The sequence below is a fragment of the Paraburkholderia sp. BGA-UO-ETr-F12 genome, from assembly GCF_059567945.1.
The window spans coordinates 87,619-111,732 of record NZ_JCAQOZ010000029.1; the positions used below are offsets into that span (position 1 = coordinate 87,619).

At 64.8% G+C, this 24,114-nt stretch carries 25 protein-coding genes; 1 reads left to right on the plus strand and 24 read right to left on the minus strand.

Going from position 1 to position 24,114, the window contains the following annotated elements; all coding sequences use genetic code 11:
• Positions 1 to 38 precede the first annotated feature (38 nt).
• The 17 genes from AC57B6_RS13060 to AC57B6_RS13140 form a co-directional block, all read right to left on the minus strand.
• Positions 39 to 1,952 (minus strand): PriCT-2 domain-containing protein, encoded by a 1,914-nt coding sequence (locus AC57B6_RS13060; protein WP_315696632.1) that lies wholly within the window; start codon positions 1,950 to 1,952, stop codon positions 39 to 41.
• Positions 1,949 to 3,730, minus strand: coding sequence for a type IV secretory system conjugative DNA transfer family protein (locus AC57B6_RS13065; RefSeq protein ID WP_315696633.1), 1,782 nt, complete (start codon positions 3,728 to 3,730; stop codon positions 1,949 to 1,951). Before AC57B6_RS13065 ends, AC57B6_RS13060 begins: the two co-directional genes overlap by 4 nt.
• The gene (locus AC57B6_RS13070) at positions 3,727 to 4,128 is read right to left on the minus strand and encodes a hypothetical protein (RefSeq protein WP_315696634.1); all 402 of its coding nucleotides are present in this window, start codon (positions 4,126 to 4,128) and stop codon (positions 3,727 to 3,729) included. The genes AC57B6_RS13065 and AC57B6_RS13070 overlap by 4 nt, the downstream gene beginning before the upstream one ends.
• 14 nt (positions 4,129 to 4,142) lie before the next feature.
• The gene (gene virB11, locus AC57B6_RS13075) at positions 4,143 to 5,270 is read right to left on the minus strand and encodes a P-type DNA transfer ATPase VirB11 (RefSeq protein ID WP_315696635.1); all 1,128 of its coding nucleotides are present in this window, start codon (positions 5,268 to 5,270) and stop codon (positions 4,143 to 4,145) included.
• Entirely contained in the window at positions 5,267 to 6,469 is a 1,203-nt protein-coding gene (gene virB10, locus AC57B6_RS13080) for a type IV secretion system protein VirB10 (RefSeq protein ID WP_496421507.1), read from the minus strand. The genes virB11 and virB10 overlap by 4 nt, the downstream gene beginning before the upstream one ends.
• Positions 6,462 to 7,298: a TrbG/VirB9 family P-type conjugative transfer protein gene (locus tag AC57B6_RS13085; protein WP_315696637.1), complete on the minus strand. Its 837-nt coding sequence runs from the start codon at positions 7,296 to 7,298 to the stop codon at positions 6,462 to 6,464. The genes virB10 and AC57B6_RS13085 overlap by 8 nt, the downstream gene beginning before the upstream one ends.
• The gene (locus AC57B6_RS13090) at positions 7,295 to 8,041 is read right to left on the minus strand and encodes a VirB8 family type IV secretion system protein (RefSeq protein WP_315696638.1); all 747 of its coding nucleotides are present in this window, start codon (positions 8,039 to 8,041) and stop codon (positions 7,295 to 7,297) included. Before AC57B6_RS13090 ends, AC57B6_RS13085 begins: the two co-directional genes overlap by 4 nt.
• 177 nt (positions 8,042 to 8,218) lie before the next feature.
• Positions 8,219 to 8,863, minus strand: coding sequence for a TrbJ/VirB5 family protein (locus tag AC57B6_RS13095; RefSeq protein WP_390953798.1), 645 nt, complete (start codon positions 8,861 to 8,863; stop codon positions 8,219 to 8,221).
• 62 nt (positions 8,864 to 8,925) lie between these two features.
• On the minus strand, positions 8,926 to 10,083 hold the full coding sequence (locus AC57B6_RS13100; RefSeq protein WP_315696640.1) for a TrbL/VirB6 family protein: 1,158 nt from the start codon (positions 10,081 to 10,083) through the stop codon (positions 8,926 to 8,928).
• Positions 10,080 to 12,551, minus strand: a complete 2,472-nt coding sequence (locus tag AC57B6_RS13105; protein ID WP_315696641.1) for a VirB4 family type IV secretion/conjugal transfer ATPase — start codon at positions 12,549 to 12,551, stop codon at positions 10,080 to 10,082. Before AC57B6_RS13105 ends, AC57B6_RS13100 begins: the two co-directional genes overlap by 4 nt.
• A gap of 1 nt (position 12,552) precedes the next feature.
• Entirely contained in the window at positions 12,553 to 12,885 is a 333-nt protein-coding gene (locus AC57B6_RS13110; RefSeq protein WP_025496129.1) for a VirB3 family type IV secretion system protein, read from the minus strand.
• A gap of 13 nt (positions 12,886 to 12,898) precedes the next feature.
• The gene (locus AC57B6_RS13115) at positions 12,899 to 13,240 is read right to left on the minus strand and encodes a TrbC/VirB2 family protein (RefSeq protein WP_025496128.1); all 342 of its coding nucleotides are present in this window, start codon (positions 13,238 to 13,240) and stop codon (positions 12,899 to 12,901) included.
• A 35-nt stretch (positions 13,241 to 13,275) separates the two neighbouring features.
• A complete protein-coding gene (locus AC57B6_RS13120; protein WP_315696642.1) occupies positions 13,276 to 13,947 on the minus strand; it encodes a lytic transglycosylase domain-containing protein in 672 nt (223 codons plus the stop codon).
• Entirely contained in the window at positions 13,944 to 14,522 is a 579-nt protein-coding gene (locus AC57B6_RS13125) for a hypothetical protein (RefSeq protein ID WP_025496126.1), read from the minus strand. The genes AC57B6_RS13120 and AC57B6_RS13125 overlap by 4 nt, the downstream gene beginning before the upstream one ends.
• Positions 14,515 to 15,363 carry a ParA family protein gene (locus AC57B6_RS13130; protein ID WP_315696643.1) on the minus strand — a complete coding sequence of 283 codons (849 nt, stop codon included), beginning with the start codon at positions 15,361 to 15,363 and terminating at the stop codon, positions 14,515 to 14,517. Before AC57B6_RS13130 ends, AC57B6_RS13125 begins: the two co-directional genes overlap by 8 nt.
• A 457-nt stretch (positions 15,364 to 15,820) precedes the next feature.
• Positions 15,821 to 16,132, minus strand: coding sequence for a hypothetical protein (locus AC57B6_RS13135; RefSeq protein WP_025496123.1), 312 nt, complete (start codon positions 16,130 to 16,132; stop codon positions 15,821 to 15,823).
• The gene (locus tag AC57B6_RS13140) at positions 16,129 to 16,359 is read right to left on the minus strand and encodes a helix-turn-helix transcriptional regulator (protein WP_025496122.1); all 231 of its coding nucleotides are present in this window, start codon (positions 16,357 to 16,359) and stop codon (positions 16,129 to 16,131) included. The genes AC57B6_RS13135 and AC57B6_RS13140 overlap by 4 nt, the downstream gene beginning before the upstream one ends.
• A gap of 275 nt (positions 16,360 to 16,634) precedes the next feature.
• Here AC57B6_RS13140 and AC57B6_RS13145 point away from each other — a divergent pair, with 275 nt between their 5' ends.
• Positions 16,635 to 16,853: a hypothetical protein gene (locus tag AC57B6_RS13145; RefSeq protein ID WP_025496121.1), complete on the plus strand. Its 219-nt coding sequence runs from the start codon at positions 16,635 to 16,637 to the stop codon at positions 16,851 to 16,853.
• 388 nt (positions 16,854 to 17,241) lie between these two features.
• On the opposite strand, the gene AC57B6_RS13150 is transcribed toward AC57B6_RS13145, so the two are convergent.
• From AC57B6_RS13150 to AC57B6_RS13180, 7 genes are all read right to left on the minus strand, one after another.
• Complete coding sequence (locus AC57B6_RS13150) at positions 17,242 to 18,276, minus strand: porin (protein ID WP_025496120.1); 1,035 nt, start codon at positions 18,274 to 18,276, stop codon at positions 17,242 to 17,244.
• 81 nt (positions 18,277 to 18,357) lie between these two features.
• Positions 18,358 to 18,903: an amino acid synthesis family protein gene (locus AC57B6_RS13155; protein WP_315696644.1), complete on the minus strand. Its 546-nt coding sequence runs from the start codon at positions 18,901 to 18,903 to the stop codon at positions 18,358 to 18,360.
• Positions 18,900 to 20,315 (minus strand): amidase family protein, encoded by a 1,416-nt coding sequence (locus AC57B6_RS13160; protein ID WP_025496118.1) that lies wholly within the window; start codon positions 20,313 to 20,315, stop codon positions 18,900 to 18,902. Before AC57B6_RS13160 ends, AC57B6_RS13155 begins: the two co-directional genes overlap by 4 nt.
• A gap of 54 nt (positions 20,316 to 20,369) precedes the next feature.
• Positions 20,370 to 21,548: an ABC transporter substrate-binding protein gene (locus tag AC57B6_RS13165; protein ID WP_315696645.1), complete on the minus strand. Its 1,179-nt coding sequence runs from the start codon at positions 21,546 to 21,548 to the stop codon at positions 20,370 to 20,372.
• Between the two features lie 28 nt (positions 21,549 to 21,576).
• The gene (locus tag AC57B6_RS13170) at positions 21,577 to 22,320 is read right to left on the minus strand and encodes an ABC transporter ATP-binding protein (protein WP_315696646.1); all 744 of its coding nucleotides are present in this window, start codon (positions 22,318 to 22,320) and stop codon (positions 21,577 to 21,579) included.
• A complete protein-coding gene (locus AC57B6_RS13175) occupies positions 22,307 to 23,041 on the minus strand; it encodes an ABC transporter ATP-binding protein (RefSeq protein ID WP_315696647.1) in 735 nt (244 codons plus the stop codon). Before AC57B6_RS13175 ends, AC57B6_RS13170 begins: the two co-directional genes overlap by 14 nt.
• Positions 23,041 to 24,114, minus strand: a complete 1,074-nt coding sequence (locus AC57B6_RS13180) for a branched-chain amino acid ABC transporter permease (RefSeq protein WP_315696648.1) — start codon at positions 24,112 to 24,114, stop codon at positions 23,041 to 23,043. Before AC57B6_RS13180 ends, AC57B6_RS13175 begins: the two co-directional genes overlap by 1 nt.

Below are 24,114 nucleotides of genomic sequence, written 5' to 3' on the forward strand. Positions count from 1 at the left end.
CCTCTGATCACTGCACTGGCGGGCAGAGCGTCGCACGCTCAGCGTTGCTGCCCCTGTCCCTGCTCCTGCTCGCGGCCGGTGCGCTCCTTCGACTGCGCGAGTGCCGCAGCCCGTGCTTCCCTCACCCGGGTCCACGACGTGGCCTGCAGCTGGTCAAGAGTTGCGTCGAGGTCGTTTCCGAAACCCACCTCGCGGGCAGACTTCTTCAGCGATGCCACCGTGCGCTCGAGCTGGTCGCGCGCACGGTCCCACGGATACACTTTCGCCCGTGCGCCGTCGTAGCCGACCTGCACCTCCGCCCCATTGAGGCGCTGGTTCTCGTCCATCCACCGCAGCCGGTCCGAGACGAACTCCATGTCCGACTTCTCATGGAACACAACGCTACGCGTGGACACCTCCTGGATCAGATAGTGCTCCGTGTTGAACACCTCACCGCGGTACGGGCCACCGTTCTCGCGGGGCGTCGCCATACGGATCTGCGCGCCGAAGCGGTGCTGCGCGAGTGCCCTGATCTCGCCTGGTACCTCGTCCAGTCCGTACAGTGGTTCGCCCACCTGCCGGCGCGCCGACGCGTCCACGCCGCGCTCCGGTGCGGGAGCTGGCTTCGACGCATCCACTTCCCGCCGGTCCGGGTCCGGCGGCTGCGACTGTGCCTGGGCAGTTGCCGGCTCTGGTGCCGATGCCGTGCTCTCCTGCCGCGTCGGTTCCAGCGCATCCTGATGGCCGGCCCGACGACGCGAAGTACGGTGCCGACCGGAAACCTCTCCATCTCCCACGAGTTTCTCTTTCACATTGCCCATTGCATGGTCCTCCTTCAGTGCATGATCTTCCTTCAGTGCGCCGTCCGATCCCTGTGCAACCACGGCCTGTCCGTCGGCTACATCCCGTTGCGGTGCTCCGTACAGCGACTCCCGTAAAATCTCACCAACGACACCGGGCCCGGAGAGCACCGCCATGTCGTCGAAATCAGTCGGCACCTCGCCGGCAATCCGTGCCTGCGACGCGAAGCGTGGCTCGGCCAGCAGCGATGACGTGCCGAGCGCGGCCTGCTTCGCATGCTCATACCCGGCACCGAGATCGGCGAGCACCAGCATCTCCGCTTCCGGGTACCGGCCGCGCCACATCGCCGCCACCGGCCTCAGGTTGCCGCTCGACAGTGCGGCGACGCTGAACCAGCCGGTCGACTGCCATGCTGCCAGCGCCGTTGCCACGCCTTCGGCGATCAGGATGGGCGTCACGGCGCCATCACGGAACCGGTCTGGTTCCACCACCCAGTAGCCGCCCGACTTCGCGCCACCTGCGAGAGCCGACTTGCGCCCTTCGGCATCGATCAGTTCCAGCGTCGAGAGGGTGTCGCCGATGCGGACCGGCACGACCAACACGCGGCCCGTGAGCAGCTCTTCGGCACTACGCGGCGCGTATCCGAGCAGCGCGTGCAACTCTTCGGCCTCCAGCTCGCGCAGCGTCGGAACTGCCCTCACCTGCTTGCGTCCGAGATACGGATGTCCGGGGCTCACCGGCCGCGCCCACTTCCAGATTGCCAGCGCCTCCCGCGCGACCGCAGCCTGTCGCGCGCGCACGCGAGCCTCGACCCTGCCGTCCTGCCCCGCCCCGTCCACGGATTGACGGGGCGGCGACACGCGCAGCCGCTCCGCAGGATCCATCGCTGCGCGCGAGCCCCTGACATCGAAACCGTGCTGCTGTGCGAGCCAGAAGAGAGAGGCAAGCGTCTTGCCGCCTGACTCGCCAGCCGAGCGCCACGTCACCCGCGCCGCACGCTCGCTGTAGTTGTGGGCGGTTCGGCTCCACTCGTCCCAGATGTCGAAGCCCGCTTCGCCAAATCCCTGCTTGAGCGCGAACGCCATATCGACCCACGTCATGTAGTCCCCGGCAGGGATCATGGCGAGTGCCGCACGGGCGCGTTCTTCTTCGCTCAGGTATTGGGCATTCATCGGCGTTCTCCGTGAAGCGGCACGACGTTCGAGCCGTCAGCCGTGCGCGATGCCGCTCGCCCACGTGGCGTACGCGGTGCGCCGGAGGCGCGCCTGGTCTTGCGCCCAGGCGCCCTTTCAGTGGGTCGCAACTCCGCGACGTCGAGATCGGTCGGCGACAGCCGCCGCGCCGCCATGGCAACGCGCGTAGCTGGCACACCCAGCAGCATGAAATGTCGCTCGACGTAGGCGGCCGCCTCTTCGTCACTCACGTCGTTGAGATCCCGCGGCAGGTCGCGCGGATCCCAGGCCTGCAGAACTTCCAGATACTCAGGGGGAATGTGCATCACACCGGCTTCGTCCACGTCGTCCGGTTGCACATCCCTCACCCGCCGCTCGACCTGGGTGATGAAACGCACGAGATCCATCGCTGGAATTGCTGGCGCAGCCACCAGGCGTGACGTGAAAACGGGATCACGCCAGTAGCAGATCCGCTCCGCCAGGATCGGCTTCGTGTTTTCGAGCAGAATGATTTCGCTGTCCCGCCCGAGCTCCTTGAGTTCCTGTGGCAGCAGCAGCGGCCGGCGCTGCTCGGAGAAACTCTCGCTCGACCCGCCGCGACCGCCGAAGATCGCGTTCGATCGGCTCACGCTGCGCGAGCGGTCTGTGAAGGTACCGAGCATCTCCGAGTATTCGTTCGCGTCCTTCTGCTCACGCGGCGCGTAGATGATCTGCATCGCGTGATTGGTGACGAACGTCCTGGCATCCGCCCGGCCATAGACCGACTCAAGCTGCGACACCGACTGCACGATCGAGAGCAGCCTCAGGTTGTATCCCGCCATATAGGCGACAGCGCGGGCGATGATGTGGATCTTGCCGACCGACGTGAGTTCGTCCATCAAAAGCAGGCACTGGTACTTCAGCTCCGGGTTGTCCTGCGGCAGTTCCTTCGTGTTCAGGTTGACAACCTGCGAGAACACGAGGTTCACCAGGAGCGCGGCCTCCGTCAGATGGTCCGGTGTAATGCCAATATAGACCGACATGCGGCGCTTCCGGACGTTACGTGGGTCGAAGTCGCTGGCACTCGTCGCGGCGTCGACAATCGGATTGGCCCAGATCGTGAGCGGCGCATTGAACGTCGCGAGGATGCTGGCGAGCACCTTGTCGTCATTCGCGAGAAAGCGGTTGAGCGCATCGACGCACGCGCCACTGAGCAGCCGCCGGTTCTGCAGCAGCGCCTGCTGCAGGTATGCCTTGACCGGCATGCCGTTGCCCGATGACTGCCGCAGGACCTCACCCATCGTCACCGGGTAGTCGGGCACATCGGTGTTGCCGGTGCGACGCACATCGCGCCACTCGCACAGCAGCAGCACGATACCGAGAAAGAGGTTGCGTGCCTGGTCCTTCCAGAAGTCGTCGTGACCGCCGACCGGATACAGCGCGTAGCCAATCGCCAGGATGTCGCCAACGCGGAATACGCTGTCCGGGATCGCCGACAGCGGGTTATACCGGTGCGTACGGCCGTCCTCCGCAAACGGGTTGAACAGGTACACATCGTGCCCGTGCGCACGTCGGAATCCCGCAGTGAGATTGAAGTTCTCCTGCTTGATATCGAGCACAATCACCGAATCCGGGTAGCTGAGCAGATTGGGCACCACAATGCCCACGCCCTTGCCCGAACGGGCCGGTGCCGCGAGCAGCACGAACTGCTGGCCGGTGAACCGCAGATAGCGGCCACGCCAGACCCCTACGACCAGGGGAGGTCCACCGTATCCGCCTGAATGCGTCGCCGCGCTCATAGTAGTCCTGCCCGGCGGATGTCCGCCTCGTTTGCGAACCGTGCGCTGCCATAGAGACGCCGGCGCCCGGACTGTTCCAGAAGCGTATAGACGCCGAGTGCTGGAGCGCCAAAAGCGAGCACCACGCCGAACAGCGCAGCACCCGCAAGCCGTCTTCCCTGCTTCGGCAGATGGCCGTCATGCCAGGCCAGCGCCGCATCCGGCCACGCATGGAACCCGGCATGAAGCGGGTTGAGGTGCTGGCTCGCGACGAAGAAAAACGAAGCCAGCCAGAGGGCAAGCGCCAGCCCGGCTGCGGCGGTGCCCATGATCCCAAGCGTGACCAGCAACATGCGGACGTGCAAGCGGATGCCGCTGCCCGACTGATGCCCCGTTCCCGCTGTCTTTGCGATGTCCATGGCCCGTCCTCCTTTCACCGGAAGTCCGCGTGATGGCGGCGCAGCGGATCGAACCAGACCTCCGTCATCGACCAGCGCCGGCCGATCTGTGTCCCGGTCTCATCGAAGAGCGCGGTGGCCTCCATGTGCGCTACCACGTCGATCGTCATGAAGAGCAGCCGGCGCAGCGCCACGTCGTCCCATGTGGCGGCTTCGGGGTGTTCCTTCGCCATCAGCGCGAACCGCTCGATGGCAACCGATGCGCTCGACGCGTGATAGCTCGTGATCGAACCGGCGTGCCCGGTCGTCAACAGCTTCAGGAAGTCGTACGCTTCGCTGCCCCGCAGTTCGGCGAGCAGCACACGGTCAGGGCGCATGCGCATCGAGCTTGCGATCAGATCTGCAGGCGTCACCTGTGCCTGGCCGTGACCACCCTTGCTGTAGATCAGGTGGACGCAGTTCTCGATGTGACGGATGAAGAGCTCGCGCACATCCTCGATCGTCACGATGCGTTCGGTGGCCGGGATGTACCGGCACAGCGTCTTCATGAAGCTCGTCTTGCCCGAGCCCGTGCTGCCCACGATCACGAGGTTCAGCCGGCCGCGCACCGCCAGCTCGAAGAACGCCGGGAACTCGCGCGCGTCGAGGCACCTCGCGAGATCACGATCCAGGGGGCGCAGTGCCGGCATCGCCTCATCGAGTCCCGCCGGGTGGTGCCACACAGTCTGCGCGAACAGGCCCTCGCTTCCATAGGCGTCGAGTGTCTTCTCGCGCGACGACGGACGGCGGATCGTCACCGACACGGTACGCGGGGGCACCACCGGCGGGATCACGATCTGGACACGCGCATCACCGGGCAGCAGCGCGGAGAGCACCGGATGCAGCGCCGAGACCTCCTGGTTCGTAAGCGTGGCGATCGCCACCGCGAACGACATCAGGCGCTCGAAGTCGAGGTCCGCACAGTCGTGTGCCTGCCATCCGAGATGGGATTCGGTCAGCACGCGCTGCGGCCGGTTGATCACCAGCTCCGTGAGAGCCGGGTCTTCGAGCAGCCCCGCGAGCGGGCGCATCAGCTCCCGCACCGAAGCATCCTCTGCCAGCCTCGGCAGCAGGCCGTCGGCCGGTACCGGCGCTTCACTCAGGATATGGGCCGACGCGTTCATCGCGTACCCCCTGGCTCCAGCGCATAGACCGGACTGAAGTCCAGATCCCTGGCGACGATAATCGTGAACTCGGCCCCCTGGTTCTGCGTCAGCGTGGGCGGAATGTTGATCGTGCTGTCGAGCACGCGCGAGGCCATGTCATTGCCCTGCTGCTGCGTGTTCTCGAATACGACCGAGCCGTTGCTGTTGCCGCCACGCGTCGCGAGATACCCGATCGCATCCTGCGTCATGCCAAGCAGCATGGCCGCGCCGATACGCTCGCCCCAGTGGTTGTTCACGTAGCCGCTCACGCCGATGCGCCCCAGCGCATCAGCCGCAGGAGAATCGATCCCGACCGTCACACCTTCGGGGGTTTTGATACGTGCCGACAGGATGAACACCCGCTTCTGTCCGGGTGCGAGGTTCGCGCGGTACTCGCTGTTGATCTGCGAGCCACGCTCGATCAGCACAACATGGCCGTCATCCGAATAGACGTTCTTCGTCACCGTGCAGGTCGAGACACCCGCCTGGGTCGAATCAAATGCCGTATCGCCGGCGCAGTCGATCTTGGCGCCTTCGGCGAGAATCAGGCTGCGGTTGCCCAGAAAGCCCGCACGTACCCGTGGCGTCACGGTGGGCGTCAGAGCCTGACCAAGCGCACTGCTGCCCTGGGACTGGCTGCCGGATACGACAGTCGCTCCTGGCGAAACGCCTGGCGCAGATGCCGCCGGGCCTGCGCCTTCGTCGGCAGGGCCATTGCCTGCGCCCGTACCTCCGGTGGCGAGTAGCGGTGCGTCGTAGTAGCTGCGAGCTGGTGCAGTGTGTACGGGTGCCTGCCGCGTCGATACCGCAGCGGGAGCCGACGCAACGGCGGCTGCTCCCGCCGGGCTGCTTGCGGCGGCAGCAGCCGATGCCGGTGGGTTCCCGTCGCCGAACACCCGTCCCTGGGACGGCTGACCCTGTACGGCATCCCGTCTGGCCTTCTCCGCCGCATCGTGCCTCACAAGAAACCCGTGGATCGTCCAGGCCGCTCCACCGATCACGAGAGCCACGATGACCAGCGGCGCAAGCCACCAGGCACGGGCTCGGCCACCCTGCTGCCCCAGCTCCGGCATGCCGCGATCGATCGGCTGGTTCGCAAGGTCACCGTTTATGGTATCGGTGACCTTCGCCGGGTCAGTATCAGGCGCAATAACATTGCGCGACGTTTCTTCATTCATGACCGTCGCTCCGCAAGACACGCTTCACACCGCTGACCGTCGTACCATCCGCCGGTGGCACGCCGTCCACATCGAACGCGTCGTTCCACAGACCGACTACCTCGTCACCGAGGCGCAGGACGAAGTGCCGGGCCACCTCGTGCACGACGATCACGTCGTCTTCCATGTGCCGGTCAACCACGCTTTCGCTGCTGTCATCGGCGACGCGGAAGATCGCCGGAATGCGGCGGTTGTTCGGAATGCGGATGTAGGTGAAGCGCCCGTCATCCCATGCCGCCGTCGGCGCGATATCCTCCGAGTGCGGCATCACCTGCATCGAGTAAGCCGTGTTGCGCACCGCCGGCGCCTGGTCGAGACGCTGGCGCACGAGGGCGGCGTCGTCTGCGGCCTTTGTCTTCGCCGCCTGTGTGTCCGGATAGACGAACGTGATGCGGTACATCTCGTCGTCGTTGCCGAAACGGGCCTTCAGCGGCAGTGCGACCAGGTCGAAGCTGTAGCTGTGCCGGTCCGTCCGGATTTCGAGGTTCGTGTCGTGCGCAGCACGCTGCGGCTTGAGGTAGACGTCGTGGTCGCCGCGGTTTGCGACCACCTGCCATCCGTCCCGGTCGCCCGGGGCTACGACGAGGATGTGCTCGGACGGATCCAGCGCAATGTGCGTGGCGAAGCCGCGTTGCGCGATGACCCGCACCACCTCGTCCTGCCGGTACACGACCTGCCGTACGCGCGAGTCACCCGACCAGCCAGGCACGTCGTAGGCAAAGGCGCCGGCGCATCCCCCTGCCAGCCCGGTCACCAGCGCGGCGGCCCTCACCAGTGTGTTCAGTCTCATGGCGCACCTCCCGCAGCAGGTGACAATGTCGGCGACGACGCGGGCGACGCCGCCGCAGGGGTGTATTCGGGATCGCGGCTATACGCCGTCACCCTGAAGCCGAAGGGATTCTCGATGGCCGTGCGCTCCCGCGTGAAGACGGACGGCCGGTATGTGAAAGCGAGCGTGATGACGAAGCGCTGCGGCGGCTCCGCGTTATCGATGCCGTTCTTCCAGGTCGTGCGTTCGATATGCACGACAGCACGGCCGGGTTCGTCCGGCACGAGCGTCGTCGAGAGGATGCGGATGCGCCGCTGCGTGTTCGCCCCGAGCTGCCGGTCCAGCGCGTCGGGGCCGCTGTAGATCGACCGGTAGTCGCGCGCGACCCGGTCGTCGCTCATGTCGAGCACGCGGTCGTAGTCCATCTGCAGCAGGCCCCAGTCGTAGCGCTCGCGCGAGCGCACGTAGACTTCCACCCAGTGCTTGTCCTCGATGTCCCGCATGTGCATCTGCTTCGCGTCGAGCACGTCGATCACCTGTGCTTCACCGGTCAGACGGTCGACCTCGATCGGCAGCGGCACCACCCGGTAGAACGGGACCATCACGGCCAGTGCGACAGCACACAGGATCGCGACCACAACGGAGCCCATGGCCACGTGCCACGCACGACGCTCCGAGCGCTCCTGCAGGTGCGTGACCGACACCTCGAAATCGAGTGCGCGGTGATAGTCATGTGATTCACGGGAGTCACGCTCACTGCTCATGACCGCCTCCATCGGACGGGGGAACCGGTGCTACGCGGTTCACTGGAACACGGTGCAAGCCGTCTGGTAGGACAGGTTTGGGCGGACTTCCCGAGCAGCCATTCATCAGTATAACTAATTGAATGGTAATGATGGCCACAACAGAACGGATCATGTCAGCCTCCCCAGTTTCCGAACTCAGTTACCAAAGGCCGCAGGCACCATCTGGTCCTGCAGCCGTGCGGTATTGCCGGCGCGCTTGAGCACAAGCTCCTGCTGCTGCTCGGCAATCAGCCGGTCCTCGGAATCTGCGAGCATCCTGAAAAGCTGCAGCTTCGTCATTTCATTGCCAACCGCCGTGCTCTCAATCTGGATGCGCGCCTGCAGTTCCCCGATGCCTTTCTGGTCCTGGGTCACATCGATCTGCTGCATCAGGCCCTGGATCTGGTCGAGTTCCTGGAGCTCCGTCTGATACGCCTGCGTGCCGAAGGCCTTGTCCTGAAACGGCTTGTTCAGCGCGCGCTGGCAGACCTGCTGGTCAATGCCGCGCTGGCCCTCGCAGTTGTAAATTTCGCTCGCCGAGCGCAGCGTCTGCGCGCTGCCCGTCAGACCCGCATATCCACCGTTCTGGATCGCCGTGTAGACTGACTGCCAGTTCGACGGCAGCGAGTTCGACAGGACCGGATTGCTCATCAGTGCGCCGAAGCCGCGCGTACCGCTGAGGGACTGGTACAGCTGGAGTTCCTGCTGCACTTCCTGTTTCAGTTGCCCGACCGTCGCAATGGCCTGAACGACGTTTTGCGCGTCGTAGACCGGAATGCCCTGCGCACGGGCCAGCGGCATCGTTGCGACGGTCAGCACCGCCGCTGCAACGGGGACAAGACCGGTTTGCATCAGTAACCTGATCATGATGGTGACCCTCCTGAGTTGTCCTGGTCGCCGAGGTGCTCGCGGGCGACACGCTGGTAGGCGGGTATCGAGCGATCTCTCGCGCCGCCGTCCGAAATCTTTCCGCCGGGCCGACTCGGACCGTGCCCAAGACTCACGAGCGAGCCCAGGCCCCGAACCGCACCGCGTGACGCAAATCCGGCGACGAAGGCACCAAACCCGGACAGCGTGGCACCGCCAGCGAGCCCCGAGGCGACAGCCGGCAACTGCCAGCCGATGGTTGCCAGCAGCAGGGACGTGATAAACAGACCGAATGCAGCCCCCCACGGCGCAGTGGCGGTCAGTACAGCCTGGCCCGCTGCTGATAGCGCCGAAGCGTTCGCGTCTGGCGATGAAGTGGTGACGTTGAACGGCACGAGGTCGGCTGAGAACGCCGTGAGTGCCATGCCAAGAAATGCTGCGATGAGGATCTGCAGCAGCGCATAGTTGGCAATCTTCGCGGTCCACGCCTCGAAGAATCGGGCGGTTGGGCCGAATGCGCCACAGGCAATGAACAGAGGTCCAAGACCGAGCACCAGATCCAGCAGCATCCTCGCCATCGTGACCTCGAAGGCCAGGACCATCAGGAAAATGGCTCCCCCCAGCCCTACGAGGAACCCGCCGACCAGATCACCGATGCCGGCAACAAAGCCACTGATACTCAGGCCTTCGTGCGTCGCCTTGTCGAAGTAGGCATCCATCACGATGTCGATCTGCCGGTCGTAGCAGTCAAGGGTCTGGTAAATGGCGGATGCACTCGTGCCTGTCACGCTGGTGCCACTCACCGTTCCGCAGCCCGCGTTGCCTGCACCGGCATTGGCCGCCGCCGTCTGGATCGTCTGGGCGAGGCCCGTCGTTGCGCCTTCGACTACCGTGACGACCTGGGACTGGTAAATACCCGCGCCGAGCGCAAAGGCAAGCATGATGGCCACCTTCAGGCCACGCCACGCGAATGCAGGTACCGACTCATGGGCCTCGCCGCGTACTACGGCGAACCCGTACGTGAGGATCCAGATCGACAGGGCCGTCGTGACAACAGGTACCAGCGCGCTGGACAGGGCTGAGGACACGCTCGTGACATACGTTGACATGCCGTTCTCGAGCGTGCCGCCGACTGCAGCGAAAAGGCCGCTCATCGTGCTGCCCTCCTCGACACACGCGGGGTCGGTGCATTCAGGGCGCCCCCGGTCGCACGACGCTTCGCCAGCCGCTCATGAAACACGGGGAGCCACACGCCGGGATCGTCGCCCACCTCGGCACGGATCCCGTCGAGCAGTTCGACGTTGTCCGTCGTCCCCGACAGGATGTCGAGCACGTCGCCGAGCCCGGCGAGATCCAGCCTGCCGATGGCCGAACGGTGGCCCTGCTTCACAAGGAACAGGCGGCTGTTCTCGCCGAGTGAGCGGACGATGTTGAATTCGGCCTCGGTCAGCTTGAAACCATGCACGTAGTCGTCGTAATCGGCGCGCGGATTCGGCAAGAAGAAGAACGTCGCGGTCTGCTCGACCAGCGCCCGCGCGATGTCGCTACGCAGCACATCGGCCGGGGACTGCGTATCGAAAATACCCAGACCATTCTGCTTGCGGATCGTCTTCTGCTTGTCCTTTGCGAAATCCGTGAAGACCGGATCGCCCAGGCGCTTCCAGAATTCGGTCATCACATAGACAAAGCGGCGCCCGTCGATCAGGCTTTCGGTCAGCTGCAGCAGGTACATCGTGACCGGTGTCGACACCTCCGGGTCGTCGAGTAGCTCCGTATCGTCGAAGCCGAATAGCTGGTTGTGGCTGAAATCCAGCAGGTCCGACGGATTGTCCAGTACCCACCCGAGCCGCCCGCCCGCGCACCACTTCGTGAGGCGTGCATGCAGGCTGTTTTCGCCCACGGCCGGGAGCAGTTGCCGGACCATCGACAGGCGCCGCAGCGGGCGCTCCATGCGGGAGACTTCTCGGACCGCCCGTGATATGTCGAGTTCGTCCTTCGCCGACAGCAGCGTGCCTGTGTCGACCAGACGGCGCACCAGCCGCTCCCAGAAGTCCAGCACCGCCTCGTCCGGATCGAGCTGAAACGGATTGAGTCCCGTCGGGACACCCCGTCGAAACACCGTGTAACGACCTCCCATCGCCCGGATCGCGATCTCGGTGCCCCGGTCCTTGTCGTAGACGACGCCGGTGAGGCCATACTTCATCGCCATCGCCAGCAGGAACAGCTCCAGAACCGTCTTGCCGGCACCGGCCTGCCCGATGATCTGCGTGTTGGCGAGTGCCTTCTCGTCAGCAGACTCCTTCTTTTCCGGCGTCGCATGGAAGTTCAGGTACAGGGGCTGGCCACTCGGCGTCTTCACGATCGTGATCGCCTCGCCCCACGGATTGCCGTCGCGCTTGCCGGTCGCGAAGTTGTGCAGGCTCGCCAGCCCGCAGAAGTTGCGCGAGGTGAGCTTCGCCTCGCGCGGCCGGTAACGCCAGTTACCGGGCAACTGGGCGAACCATGCCGCGTCCGCCACCAGATCGACCAGTGCTGTCTGGAAGCCGACATCCGCGAGCTGTGTGCGCGCCTTCGCCACGTGCCGCGCGACCTCGTCCGGCCGGTCGCCGAACACGGCGAGCGAATAGTGATATTCACCGAGGACGAAATCACCGTTGATCAGGTCGTCGAGCGCCTGATCCATTGCATTGACCTGCGACACCGCCACGTCCTCGCCCGCAATCATCTGGTTGCGCTGACGCTCGAGCGCCTCCTTCGCTGTGGGACGGTCGAGGATCGTGAAGCTCTGCGTCTCGATGTACTCGAAGTCGCCGTACAGGAGTCCATCAAGCATCCCGGGCTCGGTTTCTTCCGGGTAGTCCTTCAGGTCCAGCAACGCCGCATAACGCGTCGCCCCCGGCATCCGAATCTCAACCTTCTCGTTGCGGAAGAAAAGCCGCGACGTCGGCAATGCCTCGGCAATGCGGCCAGATGGCACTGGCACGGGCTCCCATGCGGCGTTAATGAGATAGCCCAGGAACTCCAGCGCCGCGGAGAACCGGACAGGACGCCGCGTGTAGCGGACCTGCTTCCTGTAGACGCCAAGCGCCGCCGGATCCCACGGCTTAAGGCCGGATTCGACCTGCGCGGCAAGCTCCGCCATCACCTTCAGGGCCTCATGCTGGTCCCGCCGGATATCATCGGAGGTACGCCGCGCCGCCTGGCTGAAAAGACGTCCCAGGCGCGTGCGGCGCGGCCGGTATACGAGCGTCAGGTAGAGTTCGTTGGCCATCATCCGGTAGCCGGCAAAGCTCGCGTAGTAGCGCGTCGCGAGTTCCTGGCAGAACCGGTTGCCGTACGGCGTGGCGAAGTGGTCGGTCACGCGCCGGCGGATCCTGTGCGACCACAGCCCGACGTGCCCGCCTGGCAGGCTGCGCACGAGCTGGTTGAATCCTTCGTGACGCACGAGGATGTCGCCCGGATCAGCAGCCTCGAAGGCAATGCCGGCGATCTTCCAGACACGCAGATAGTCCCCTTCGCGCGTGCGGATCACGTAATCATTCACGTGCGACGAAAACGGCACGAAGTCCGCGAGCATCACCTCACGTTCGGCCACGTCGATGAATTGCGGCTGCGCGCTCATGTCAGCCCCTCCTCTTGACGCGAACCGGCACGTAGGCGTGCGCGCCCCAGAAACGACGGTTGCGCTGGCGGACTGCCATGCGAGCGCACAGGGCACACTGCGCCAGACGCTGGTCGTCATGGCGCGTGATCGAGCGCATCGTCACGAAGACGGGGATGAGGAGCAGCACGATGCCGACACCCACCGGCGGACTCGCAAGCAGCGCCCAGATCGCGGGGATCAGGATGCCGCCGCCGACCATGAGGAATGGCACGAGCGGCACACCCCAGAGCATCGCGGGTCGCGTGCAGCCCTTGAAAACTGGATCCCTGAGTGGATTCACGCGCGGATTCATGTGCGCCTCCGCATCAGCTCGTCGGAATCAGCATCGCCGCGATCACCGTGGCGCAGCCCACGAACAGGCCGCCGATGAACACGTTGGCAATGTCGCCAAAGCGCGCGTGCTGGAACATCATCTTGAAGCCCGCCCAGATGATCGAGATCGAGCACACCACCGCGCCCACGCTAAGGAGCGTGGTCTGGATCGTCGTGAGCAACGTGTTGACCTGCGAGAGCTGCGCGTAGGCCGGTGTCACCGTCAGCATCACCATGGGCACAATCGCGAGGCTGCGCCAGGCATGTCGCGCCGATCCACGTGTCCGAAACTGCGGTGAAATCCGTCTGTATTTGATATGTAGTCCTGATTTCATGGATTGCTCCTGTCACACACGTTGTCCCTGCTTTCTCAGAACACCACAGCGCTTTCCTGTGTCATGTCGTCTGCCTGTCCGGCCTTCTGGTCCGTCCTGCCGCCCGTGGGGGACCCGAGGCCAGCGCGACCACGGGACGGGTCAGATCGCGCCGCCTCCGGTCGGGAGGGAATGACGGGAATGGGCGAAACATCGGTGGCAATCGCCGGAACCACCGGATCGGGCCGTGCAGCCTGAGCGACGACCCGCTGCACATAGCCCGTACGGAACCCGCTGGAAAAGTCGCCGCTCGCGTAGCACGAGAGCCCCGCGCGCAACGCGTCTTGCGCCTGGGCGTGGGTCCGCGCATTTGCCCGCGTTTGTGCCTGTTTCGCGCGCTCGAAGCACTCCAGGAGGATCGCTGCGCCGGCGGCGAGATTCCGGCATGGATCGAAGACCGTCTCCGGGGTCAGGCCGAAACGGATCCAGTTCGACCGGTTCACCTGTGCGAGACCCGCGCTGTAATTCCACCCGGCGGCATCCAGCTCGCGTGCTGTCGCTACGGCTTCACCAAGGTTCACTGGTTGCCGCTCGAGACGGCCATGCACCACCCCGATCGCGTACGGGTTGAAGCCTGACTCGACCGGCACGACTGCGGCCATCGTGGCGGGCGCCACGGCAGGCGCGCACTGCTGAGCCAGGACTAGGAATGCGGCGAGCGGAATCATTCGCCACCTCCCTGACCGCCCGAGCTTTCGTACTCGCGCTCCAGAAAGAGGCGGGCCGACTGTGTCGGGTCGTAGGACGCCTGTGTGCCATCTGCCCCGTAGAACTCCGTGATCGTACGGTCTGCACCTCTCGCGTCCCACCACACACGTGTGTACAGCGAGCCGTCGATCTCGACGCTGATTGCACCGCGCGCATTGCACAACAGCTCACTCTGCTCGGAGCCGCCCCAGTACAGCAGGTCCTCGCGGCAGTACCCCGCACTGGCAAACATGTTCACGGCCGAAGTCCCCTGCGAGCCACCCGCTCCGAAATCGCACGTCGGAAAAGGATCACCGTGCCGCAAAGCGGCCCACAGCTTCTCGATCGGCGGGACACACTCGCCGTACTGTTCAGGGCCGCCGGGACTGGAAAGGCACAGGATCACCTGGCAGCCCCAGTCGTCGGCATGGGCTGTGCCGGGCACCAGGATCGATGTGCCGAGGAATGCGGCAAAGACGACCGACCAGCGGCGCAGCGCCCGCAGCAGCCCTCGACCGGCGACGGCAATGTCCGTTGCGACGGCAGCGTTATGCATCGCACACCTCAGCGTGGTGGGCGGCAGGCGTGGCGACGTCCCGGATCGCATCGAGCCGGTGCGTGAGCGCATCGAGACACGCGGCCTGCGCCCGGCTGTTTTCAGGCACATCTCCATCCTGTGCTGGAGACTGGCCACGCGCCAGGGCGGGATGCTCGACACGCCAGACGGACGTCAGGTGCGGCAGATACACGTATCCGTGAGGAGATGCCGGGTCCGCGATCAACCACTCACGCAGCGTCGTCTCCATCACCCTCGCCCACGCCTCGTCCAGTGACGCAGGAGCGGCCACGACTGGCATAAGCCCGACAAAGTGCAGCGCCGGATTCAGTCGCGCCCGGACGTTCCGAACCCCGTACTTGCCGTTGATGACCTCCGAGGCGCAGCCGATGCATCCGGGCGACACGGCTACGGGGCTCACCACTGCGTCCACGAGAGCCTCGGCACAGACGGCACGCAGGTCAGGCAAGACGGGAGCGTCGATCAGACAGACATCGAACCACGGTGTCACCACGGACAGCAGCTGACGCAGGTTGGCGTAATAGCGCGTACGGGCGGGATCGTCGGGCGACTGCAGACCGTCGATGGCGTCGGCGTTGAGCACGTGTATGCGGCCACCCGATGAGGATCGGGGGCCCTCCTGCGGCGCGGGCGCCCGGTTGCCGGACACGATCGCGTCGGAGCGGCAGCGCGCGAGCAGGTGCGCGCAGCGCGGCGGCTCGGCCAGGTCCAGTACCAGCACCCGCCAGTGACAGGTGCACTGCAGGTGGCGGGCGAACAGACAGGTGAGGGTCGTCCTGCCCGAACTGCCCTTCGCCGAAATGATCAGAAGCGATTTCATGGTTCATCGTCCTCAGCCGCACCCGCTGTCGATGAACCTGCGAAGAAAAAAGGAACCCGCGGCGCCGAAGAGGCTGACCGCGGGCTTAACGGGGGATCATTGCATCAGCACCAGAAAACGGAAAAGCCTGCAGATGCAGGCTTTTTGCGAATGCGTCACGGCACACCACGTCGTCGCACAGACATCGAAACTGCGGGGCCGCTAACGCGTACTCGGTCGTGCGTGGCACGTTGACCGGATCAGATTGTTGGCTTCAATCTAGGCGAGTACGCGGCACAATGCAAGAGCCCTCGGGCGCTCCGCTACCGCTCCATTTACTCACGTGTTCCCAGGTGTTCCCACGAGTTCCCAAAAAAATTCAGATAGCGATGTTCAGCTGCAAGCTGTCTGTAGCGGCCGCACTGCTCACGCACTGCGGAACAGCACCACATGAACTACAGCCGAACGAAGGCGCGAACTATTGTTCGTCCTCCCGGAGGGGATGGCCACAATCCCCGGCGAGGGCACGTGCCAGCGCTGCGCGTGCGGCCGCAAGTTCCAGGTCAAAGCATTGCGCCGGGCGCCGCGGAATACACAGCCGCCGGCAGACCACTTCCCGACGCGCATGCCAGAGATAGACCATGCGCAGCATGTCGCGATGTCGGAGATGGAGCGTGCGCCAGGCCTTCGTAATCCGCGCCGCATCGACCGGATCGAAGGCACCGCGCGATGCGTTACCCCAGTTCTCCAGCCGCCGGGCAAGTGGTGCCGAAGCGAGATCGCGACTCATGGCGCGCCCCCCACGTCGTCGTCGCGCTCTCGTGCAGGCGCCCGGTAACGCGCCGGACTCTCCAGAAACTGTTCAATGTCCCCCGCACGCCACCCCACCAGGCGGCCGCCCAGCGGTATGGCCGGGGGAAATGTTCCCGCCTGCATGCGGCGGTAAATCGTTGAGCGCGACAGCCCCGTTCTCTCTTCGACCTGCCGGCGGCGCAGGATCCTGTGCGCATCACTCATGGCCTTCCCCCAGAAAAGATGCCGGCCTGGCGTTGCCGGTACATTGGGGCATTCAAGCAGCGGTCGAGTCCGACTTCCAAACCCGTCTTATCGACGGGAAGCTCCCGTCGGAACAGGCCGAACGACATACGGGCGAGGCGAAACACATCAGCTATTGACGACGGTGATCATCGCAATCAATCACACGAATGTGGAGCATAGAATGGTCAACACCAGACGTACGGTGGTAATCTCGGCAAGCGTAGTACCAGTCGCGTCAACCAGGAGAGACGGTCATGCGGTCTTCCGATGAATGGCGAAGGCATACCGTTGAAGATGGCGTTGTGCTCTGTCCGGGCTGCGACTCGTTGCACGTAACGATGGGGGCTTGTGCTGTCGGCGCGTACACCGTCTACCAGGAATACGTGTGCGAAGACTACGGGCACGAATTTCAGGCAATGTTTGGCCTGATAGGGTACATGCCCGGAAGCCACATCGAGGACGACGACATCTGATGCATTGTTCCGCCAGCAGGCGAGTGAGCACACCGGCATGGAATCCGTCACACGGCTATATGAGGCCCTGCGTCGCAGACCCGCGGAGCCGTTGAAGCGAGTTCGTCCGAGGTAATTCAGGGGCGCCACGGAGGAAAATGCCAGCGACGCACTTCACGCCCTGGTTTCCGACATGTTCGCGGCAGGGCGTGAGCTTCAGTTCGTCACGCTCCGACTGCCGTCGCGGCACGAGCGCGACGCGGCGCAACGCGCGCTAACGGAAACCGCGGCGTCATCTGCCGCATGCTGAAGGGATTCCGATACGCCGACTTGCCAGTTGTCCTCACCGGCATACGACCTTGCGGCAAGCTAGGGCTTCGGAGCATGCAAGCATGCTGGACAGGGTCGACTAGAACTTCATCCTGATGCCCGCGCCCACGCTGTTACCTGACGACACGCTGCTCATCGTGTCGTAACGCCATGCTACGTACACGTCTGTGCGCTTCGAAAGCGGATAGTCGTAGCCGAGTGCTGCCGTCGACCACCGTATATCGCTACCCTGTGCCGGACGCCGGCGCGTGCATGCCCACGACACCAGCACGCTACCGACGCCCACCCGGACACTCGCGCCCACCTGCACCGTGTCGTCGGTCAGCTCGTTGTTGTTATCTACCCATTCGTACTGGAAATAGAGCTTGACCGCCTGAAGCCGATACGCCCCACCAACGAGCCATGCCGTCTGCTCCGTCGCACCGTTCAGGAAAAGCGACGCCGTGTGAAGGCTCTGGACCGCCGCCGTCGCCGAAAAGGGCCCGGCAAAGTACAGCACGTTTGCACTGTAGTTCGCCTGGCCGGCATGTCCCGCAATGCCCGCATTGCTGTACAGCAGACCTCCCGTCAGACCGCCAACCTCCGGCGTCTGATAGACAATCGAGTCGTCAATCGCCGTATCGCTTTGCACCGACGCAGCGCCCATCGCGGAACCCAGAAATGTGTGGACCACCATGGGGGAGAAGACGAACGAGTTGCCGAACGGGTTGAACAGCAGCGTGGAGACGAACAGCAGTGAATCATTACGCCCCAGCGTCAGTTGACCAAATTGCCCGCTCAAGCCGACGAACGCCCTGCGCCCAAAGAATGACTGCCCGTCGTATGCTCCTGACTGCCCACCGTTCATCCGGTAGAAGCTTTCGAGCGTGAAAATCGCCTTCATCCCACCGCCCAGATCTTCGGTGCCCGACATGCCCCAATACGATGTCGAGAGTCCTCCCGAGCCCACCTGCCAGGCGTTGCCCGCCGAGCCGGGCGTACGCACCACCCCGGCAAATGCATCGGCCAGGCCGTAGAGGGACACTGACGACTGCGCGTGCGCCGCGCCCACTGTGACGCACAACGACAGCGCTGCCAGACCCTTGCTCCATCTTCCCCGCACATCCCTGCACATGTTTTTCTCCTTCATCACTTATGAGTGTTCGTTTGCTCGCTTGAAGCGCGACTCACTGACGGCACGGTTTGTCGCCACGCGTCACCCCGGCCTGACGCGTGCGAGCGGCCTTCCGCGCTCGGCCAGCGCAATGGCGATCAGCAGTTCATCCGGTTCCGGCGAGTCGGGTATGCAGAGCGACACCGTGTCGAAGTGGTCGAAGCTCCACATGTCTGTGACGCTGTGCAGGGGGATGTCGACGCAGGCTCCCGCAGGCCCGCGCTTCGTAACGGACGGCATGATCGAAGACGCGCCAGGCAGGCAGTCGCGCACCGCCTTGCCGAGTCGCGGATGGAGCAGCGCCGCTCCCCATTCGAGTGGTACACCAGTGCCTACGAGCGCGGCCTTGCCGTAACCCTGGATGTCTTCCCCCGCACAATCGAGCGCAAGCAGCGCCCGTCCGGTGAGCATCCGGCCGAGGTCAGCGCCCGTCGCGTAGAGCGACTCAAGCTCGCAGGCAACATCCAGGTCGGTCGGCTTCAGCACCGCAGCGGCCACTACCTGACGGTGCGGTGGGGTCACCAGCGTGCCGAACTCCGCGCACCGTTCAACGAGATGGATCACGATCCGCGCGATCTGGACGTTCATGGCGCGAACTCCGTGTCGCCCGGGAGTTGCAGTTCCGATCCCGGTGCCGGAAACTCCCCTCTCGCCAGTTCGTACGCGCGCGCTGCCCGCAGCACCAGGGCATCGCTGCCCCGACGCCCGATAATCTGCAGACCGGTAGGCAGATCCCCTGCGAACCCACACGGCACGGATATCGCGGGCAATCCGACCTGGTTGCACCACGCCGTCAAAACGGGCGCCTGACGCAGATGGGCAGGCAGACCGGGAACCGGAGGCGGCCCGCAATGAAACGTCGGTGTGAGGAGCAGGTCGTGATGCTGAAAGAACGTTTCCATTGACGCCCTGAGCGCGTGACGGGCAAACAGCGCATCGGCGAATGTCGCGATGTCTATCCGTGCCCCTGCATCCGAAAGTGCCGTCAGATCAGGATCAAGCAGCGTCCTGTCGGCTGCCTCCATATGCCGCACGCGCTGAGCGAAGAACACGGACCACTGGATCGAATGCATGCGGCCATTGCCGTAGTAGTCCGCGATCGGCGCGACGTCGGTCTGGATGACCGTCGCGCCGAGCGCCCCGAATGTCTCCACTGCCCTCTCGACACACTCCGCAATGTCCGGCGCCACCGACACACTGTCCGGAGCGGCGCACCAGGCGATCCGCAAACCCGCGACGCCATCGTCCAGCGCGGCGGAATAGCCAGACGGACCCCCTGCTGCCGAAGGTCCGTCGTTGTTCGCGCAGGTCATCGCATCAAGCATCAACGCTGCGTCGCGCACGGTTCGCGCGATCGGGCCGAGCGTGGACAGTGCAGTCCACGACGCCGCACTGCCTGCCGGCACCAGCGCGAACGTAGGCTTGAACCCGACCACACCGCTCCAGCAGGCCGGAATCCGGATGGACCCGCCCCCATCGGTGGCAAGCGACAGCGGACCCATGCCCAGCGCAACCGCGACCGCCGATCCGCCGCTGCTACCTCCCGGCGAGAGCCGCGTATCCCACGGGTTGCGCGTCGCGCCTGTCAACGGACAGTCGGTGACGATCTTGTTGCCGAATTCGGAGGTCGTGGTCTTGCCAAACGGTATGGCGCCCGCACGCCGCAGGCGCGCCACGGCCGGCGCATCGACGTTTTCGCGGTCCGGCGAGACGGTCCATGATCCATGCCGTGTCGGAAAACTGGCCACGGCGACGAGATCCTTGACCGATACCGGTACGCCATCAAGCGGACCGCACGGCTCGCCCCGCATCCACCGGCGCTCGGCCTCGCCGGCGGCCGACATCGCCCCTTCCTCGTCGAGAGCGCAGAAGGCGTTGACCACCGGATCGAGCTTCGTGACCCGGTCCAGTACCGCGCACATGACCTCCACAGGCGAGAGGCTGCGCTGCCGGAAGCCGGCAACCAGCTGAGCTGCATTCAGCATGACAATTTCACTCATTTTGTAGTCCTTATCTCTTGGTGCATATGATTCCAAAGCGTGGCGGGGACACGTCTATCCTTCACAGACCGGCGTCACCGGGCCCGTGGCTTCCAGGATCGAAAAGCTGTTATCGGCGAGCGCCTGGCCGATCCGTGTCTGGCAAAGCACGTGGCCCCCGTCATGGCTCACACCGGTTTTGCCACGCGGCAGCGCAATGGAGACGGCGGGCAGCGCAGCCCTCACGCGCGCGGCGTCGACACTTCCCGCCGACCGGACGGCCTCGGCGAAGAGACGAATGCCTGCATAGGTGTTCTCGCCGTGCGGCAGTACCACGGCAAAGCCGCCGAGACGGGGATCGCGTGCATCGGCGTAACGGACCGCATAACGCGTGAGGAACGCCTGGTTTTCCGGGTTGTCGATGCTCATGAAGTACGACGACACGCCGATCGTTCCGGTCGATGCACCTGTGGTTGCAATCGACAGGGATTCGTGTGCGATGTCCGTCACCAGTTGCGGTTTCATCGCGAACGATCGGTACTGCTTCACGAACGTCACCGGGTCGTCTCCGATGCTGTGCCATACGATCTGCGGCCTGGCGCTCGCGACCTGTTGCAGTACGGCCCCGTAGTCGCGCGTGCCGAAGGGTAACCAGTAGACGTCGAGGAACTTGCCGCCGTGGCGCGCCACCGCCGCCTGCAACTGCGGGATCAGCACCTTCCGGTTGCTGCCGATGTCCGAGACGACTGCGCAGACGGACTGTCCACCACCGCGCATGAGCCACGCAATGAGTGGCTCGATCCGCTGGCTCGTGGCGAGGCCTGTCGTGAGCAGTTGCGGGTCGCACCGCCCCTCGTCGAAGTTCGGATAGACGATGAGCTTTCTCGCTGCCCTTGCGGCCTGAAGGGCCGCCTCGCGCTCAGACGGCAGCGCCATGCCCGTGATCATTGCCACGTCATCACGCATGAAAAGCTGCCGCGCCTTCTCCAGCGTAACGGCCGTCGACATCTGCGTGTCCTCGACGCTCAGTTGCAGCGGGCGGCCAAGCAGCCCACCCACCGCGTTGATCTCATCCACCGCCAGCGCGGCACAGCTACGGTTGGTCTGCCCCACGCGCGTCAGGGGACCGCTGAGTGGCGCGAGCAGGCCGATCTTCAACGGCTCGGCGCCACGCGCGAACGGAGAGACCGCCGATGTGGCGAGGGAAGCAGTTGCGCCAAGCACTACGGCTCGGGAAAATTCACGTCGGTTCATGCGTTTTCTCACTAGGTATCACTGGATTTCACTGGATGTTTTCAGGGCGGAAGTCCGGCGCGCCGTCAGTGGCCGGAGACAGGTAGCGCGCGAGCGGGTGTTCTCCCGTTTCACTACGTCGCGGCTCAACGGCGCCGGCATGCACGAGGCGTCCGTTGCTGAGCACAATGCAGCGGCGCGCGCTCTGGAGGACGAGGTCGAGGTTCTGTTCGACCAGGAGCACGGCCAGCTTCGAGCGGCGGCAGAGCTCGGGAATCACCTCGCCGATCCGCTCGACCAGGTTGGGCTGCACACCGTCGGAAGGCTCGTCCAGCAGGAGCAGCTTCGGACGGCCGCACAGCGCGCGCGAAATGGCGAGGACCTGCTGCTCGCCACCCGAGAGCGTGCCGCCCTGCTGCAAAAGGCGCGACTTCAGCACCGGAAAGTAATCAAATACCTCGTCGAGGATGTCGGCTCCGCCGGCGGCCTGCGTGCCCATCAGCAGGTTCTCCCGCACGGTCAGTTTCTGGAAGATCCACCGCCCTTGCGGCACCAGACCGATCCCGCGCCGCGCGATCTCGTGCGTGCGCAGCCCCGTCACCGGCTGCCCGAGGAAAGCGACCTGCCCGCTCACGCGAGGCAGCAGCCCCATGACCGCCTTCACCAGCGTGGACTTGCCGGCGCCGTTGCAGCCGAGGACACCGACCACCTCGTTCGGCAGCACGTCCAGCGTGAGGTCGTGAACCACATCCACGTCGCCGTATCCGGCGCACAGGTTTTCAATGTGCAGCATGTGTCGCCCCCCGCCCCAGATAGATGCGGCGGATCTCCTCGTCGTCCGCGATCTCCGCATACGATCCCCGTCGAACCACCTCTCCCCGGTGCATCACCCACGTCTCACACTCAAGGGACTGCACGAAGCCCAGGTCGTGTTCGATGGCGAGTACCGCGCACCGCTCCCGTAGCCGGTGGATGAGGCGTACCAGCCGCTGCGCGTCCTTCGTGGACAGACCGGCTGCAGGTTCGTCGAGCAGCAGCAATGCGGGCTGGCACATGATGGCCATGCCGATCTCGAGCCACTGCCGCTCACCGTGCGGCAAATGCGAGGCGATTTCGCCCGCCTGCCCGGCCAGACCCACCTCCGCCAGTACTGCGTCGGGATCCGGCATCGGCGTCGACCGGTAAGCCGCGACGCCAAGGCCCGCTACCACCAGGTTGTCGCGCACCGTCATCGTGAGGAAGGTGTTGGTCCCCTGAAACTTGCGCACCACACCGCGTCGGCAGAACGCGTGCATCGGGCGGCCGGTCATCCGCTCGCCGTCGAGATACAGTTCGCCGGAACCGGGGGCAATTGCGCCTGAGAGCAGCCCGACAAGCGTGCTCTTGCCCGCGCCGTTCGGGCCAATCACGCACAGCAGATCGCGTGGCGCGATGTTGATGTCGACGCCCGCCACGGCGTTGATTCCCCCGAACGCGCGCGACAGGTTGGTGCCCTGCAGAAACTGGCCGTCCATTACCGTTCCTCCCGGGCGTGTCCCGCGCGGTGAACCGGCGGCCTGCTCCATACCGCTCGAGCAGTCCGACGCGCAGCCTCCACCAATTCATGAAGTCGCAGTCCGTTGGGCATGAACAGCACGCAGGCGAGAAACAGACCGCCGAGGATCAGGGGCCAGCCGTCCGTGCTGTAGCTGGAGACGGTCTGCCTGAGCAGTGTCAGAACGACCGCGGCGACGACAGGTCCACCAATTCTTCCCCTGCCGCCGATAGCCACCCAGAGGATCACTTCGGTCGCAAGGAGCGGCGAGAACACGTCCGGTGCCACCACCCCCGAGCAGGCCGCCATCAGCGCGCCGGCGATTGCGGCAAGCGCCGCCGAGGCGACGAAGACGAGCAGCAGGTGAAACGACGTGTGATAGCCGCACGCCTTTGCGCGCCACTCGTTGGTCGCGATCGCATCGAGCACGTTGCCGTAGCGACTGCGGCAGACGAGCCATATCAGGCCAGTCGCGGCAAGCAGTACAGCGGCGACCGTGTACCAGGAAGCGCGAGGACTGCTCATGTCGAACGTGTGGCTGCCCACGCCAAATGACAGTCCCGGGATGCCAAGGATGCCCGTGTCGCCCCCGGTAATCGACTGCCAACTGACGGCGAGCTGCTGGGCGACGATCAGCACGGCCAGGCTGATGATGGCGAAGAAGTGGAGCCTTACCCCCGCAAAGAGCAGAAAATAGCCAATCACGGCGGCGACAGCCACAGCGCAGAAAACACCCGCCGCCAACCCGGTCACGGATGCCTGTCCGAACTGCACGGTCGTGATGGCAAATCCGTAGGCACCGAGACCCAGGAACGTGGTGTGCCCGAGCGTGGGCACCCCGGCCCGTCCCCAGAGCAGGTCATAGCTCAATGCGAGGATCCCCATGACCAGTGCATCGCGCACCGTCGACAGCAGCCAGGGACCGGCAAAAAAAGGCACGAGCGCCGCGGCGGCCACCGCCACGCTCCACATCAACAGCGGCGAAACATCCCTGGGACCGAGGCCGGGCTGCGAGAACCAGAGCCGAAGACAGCCCGCGTGTTTTCCACACAT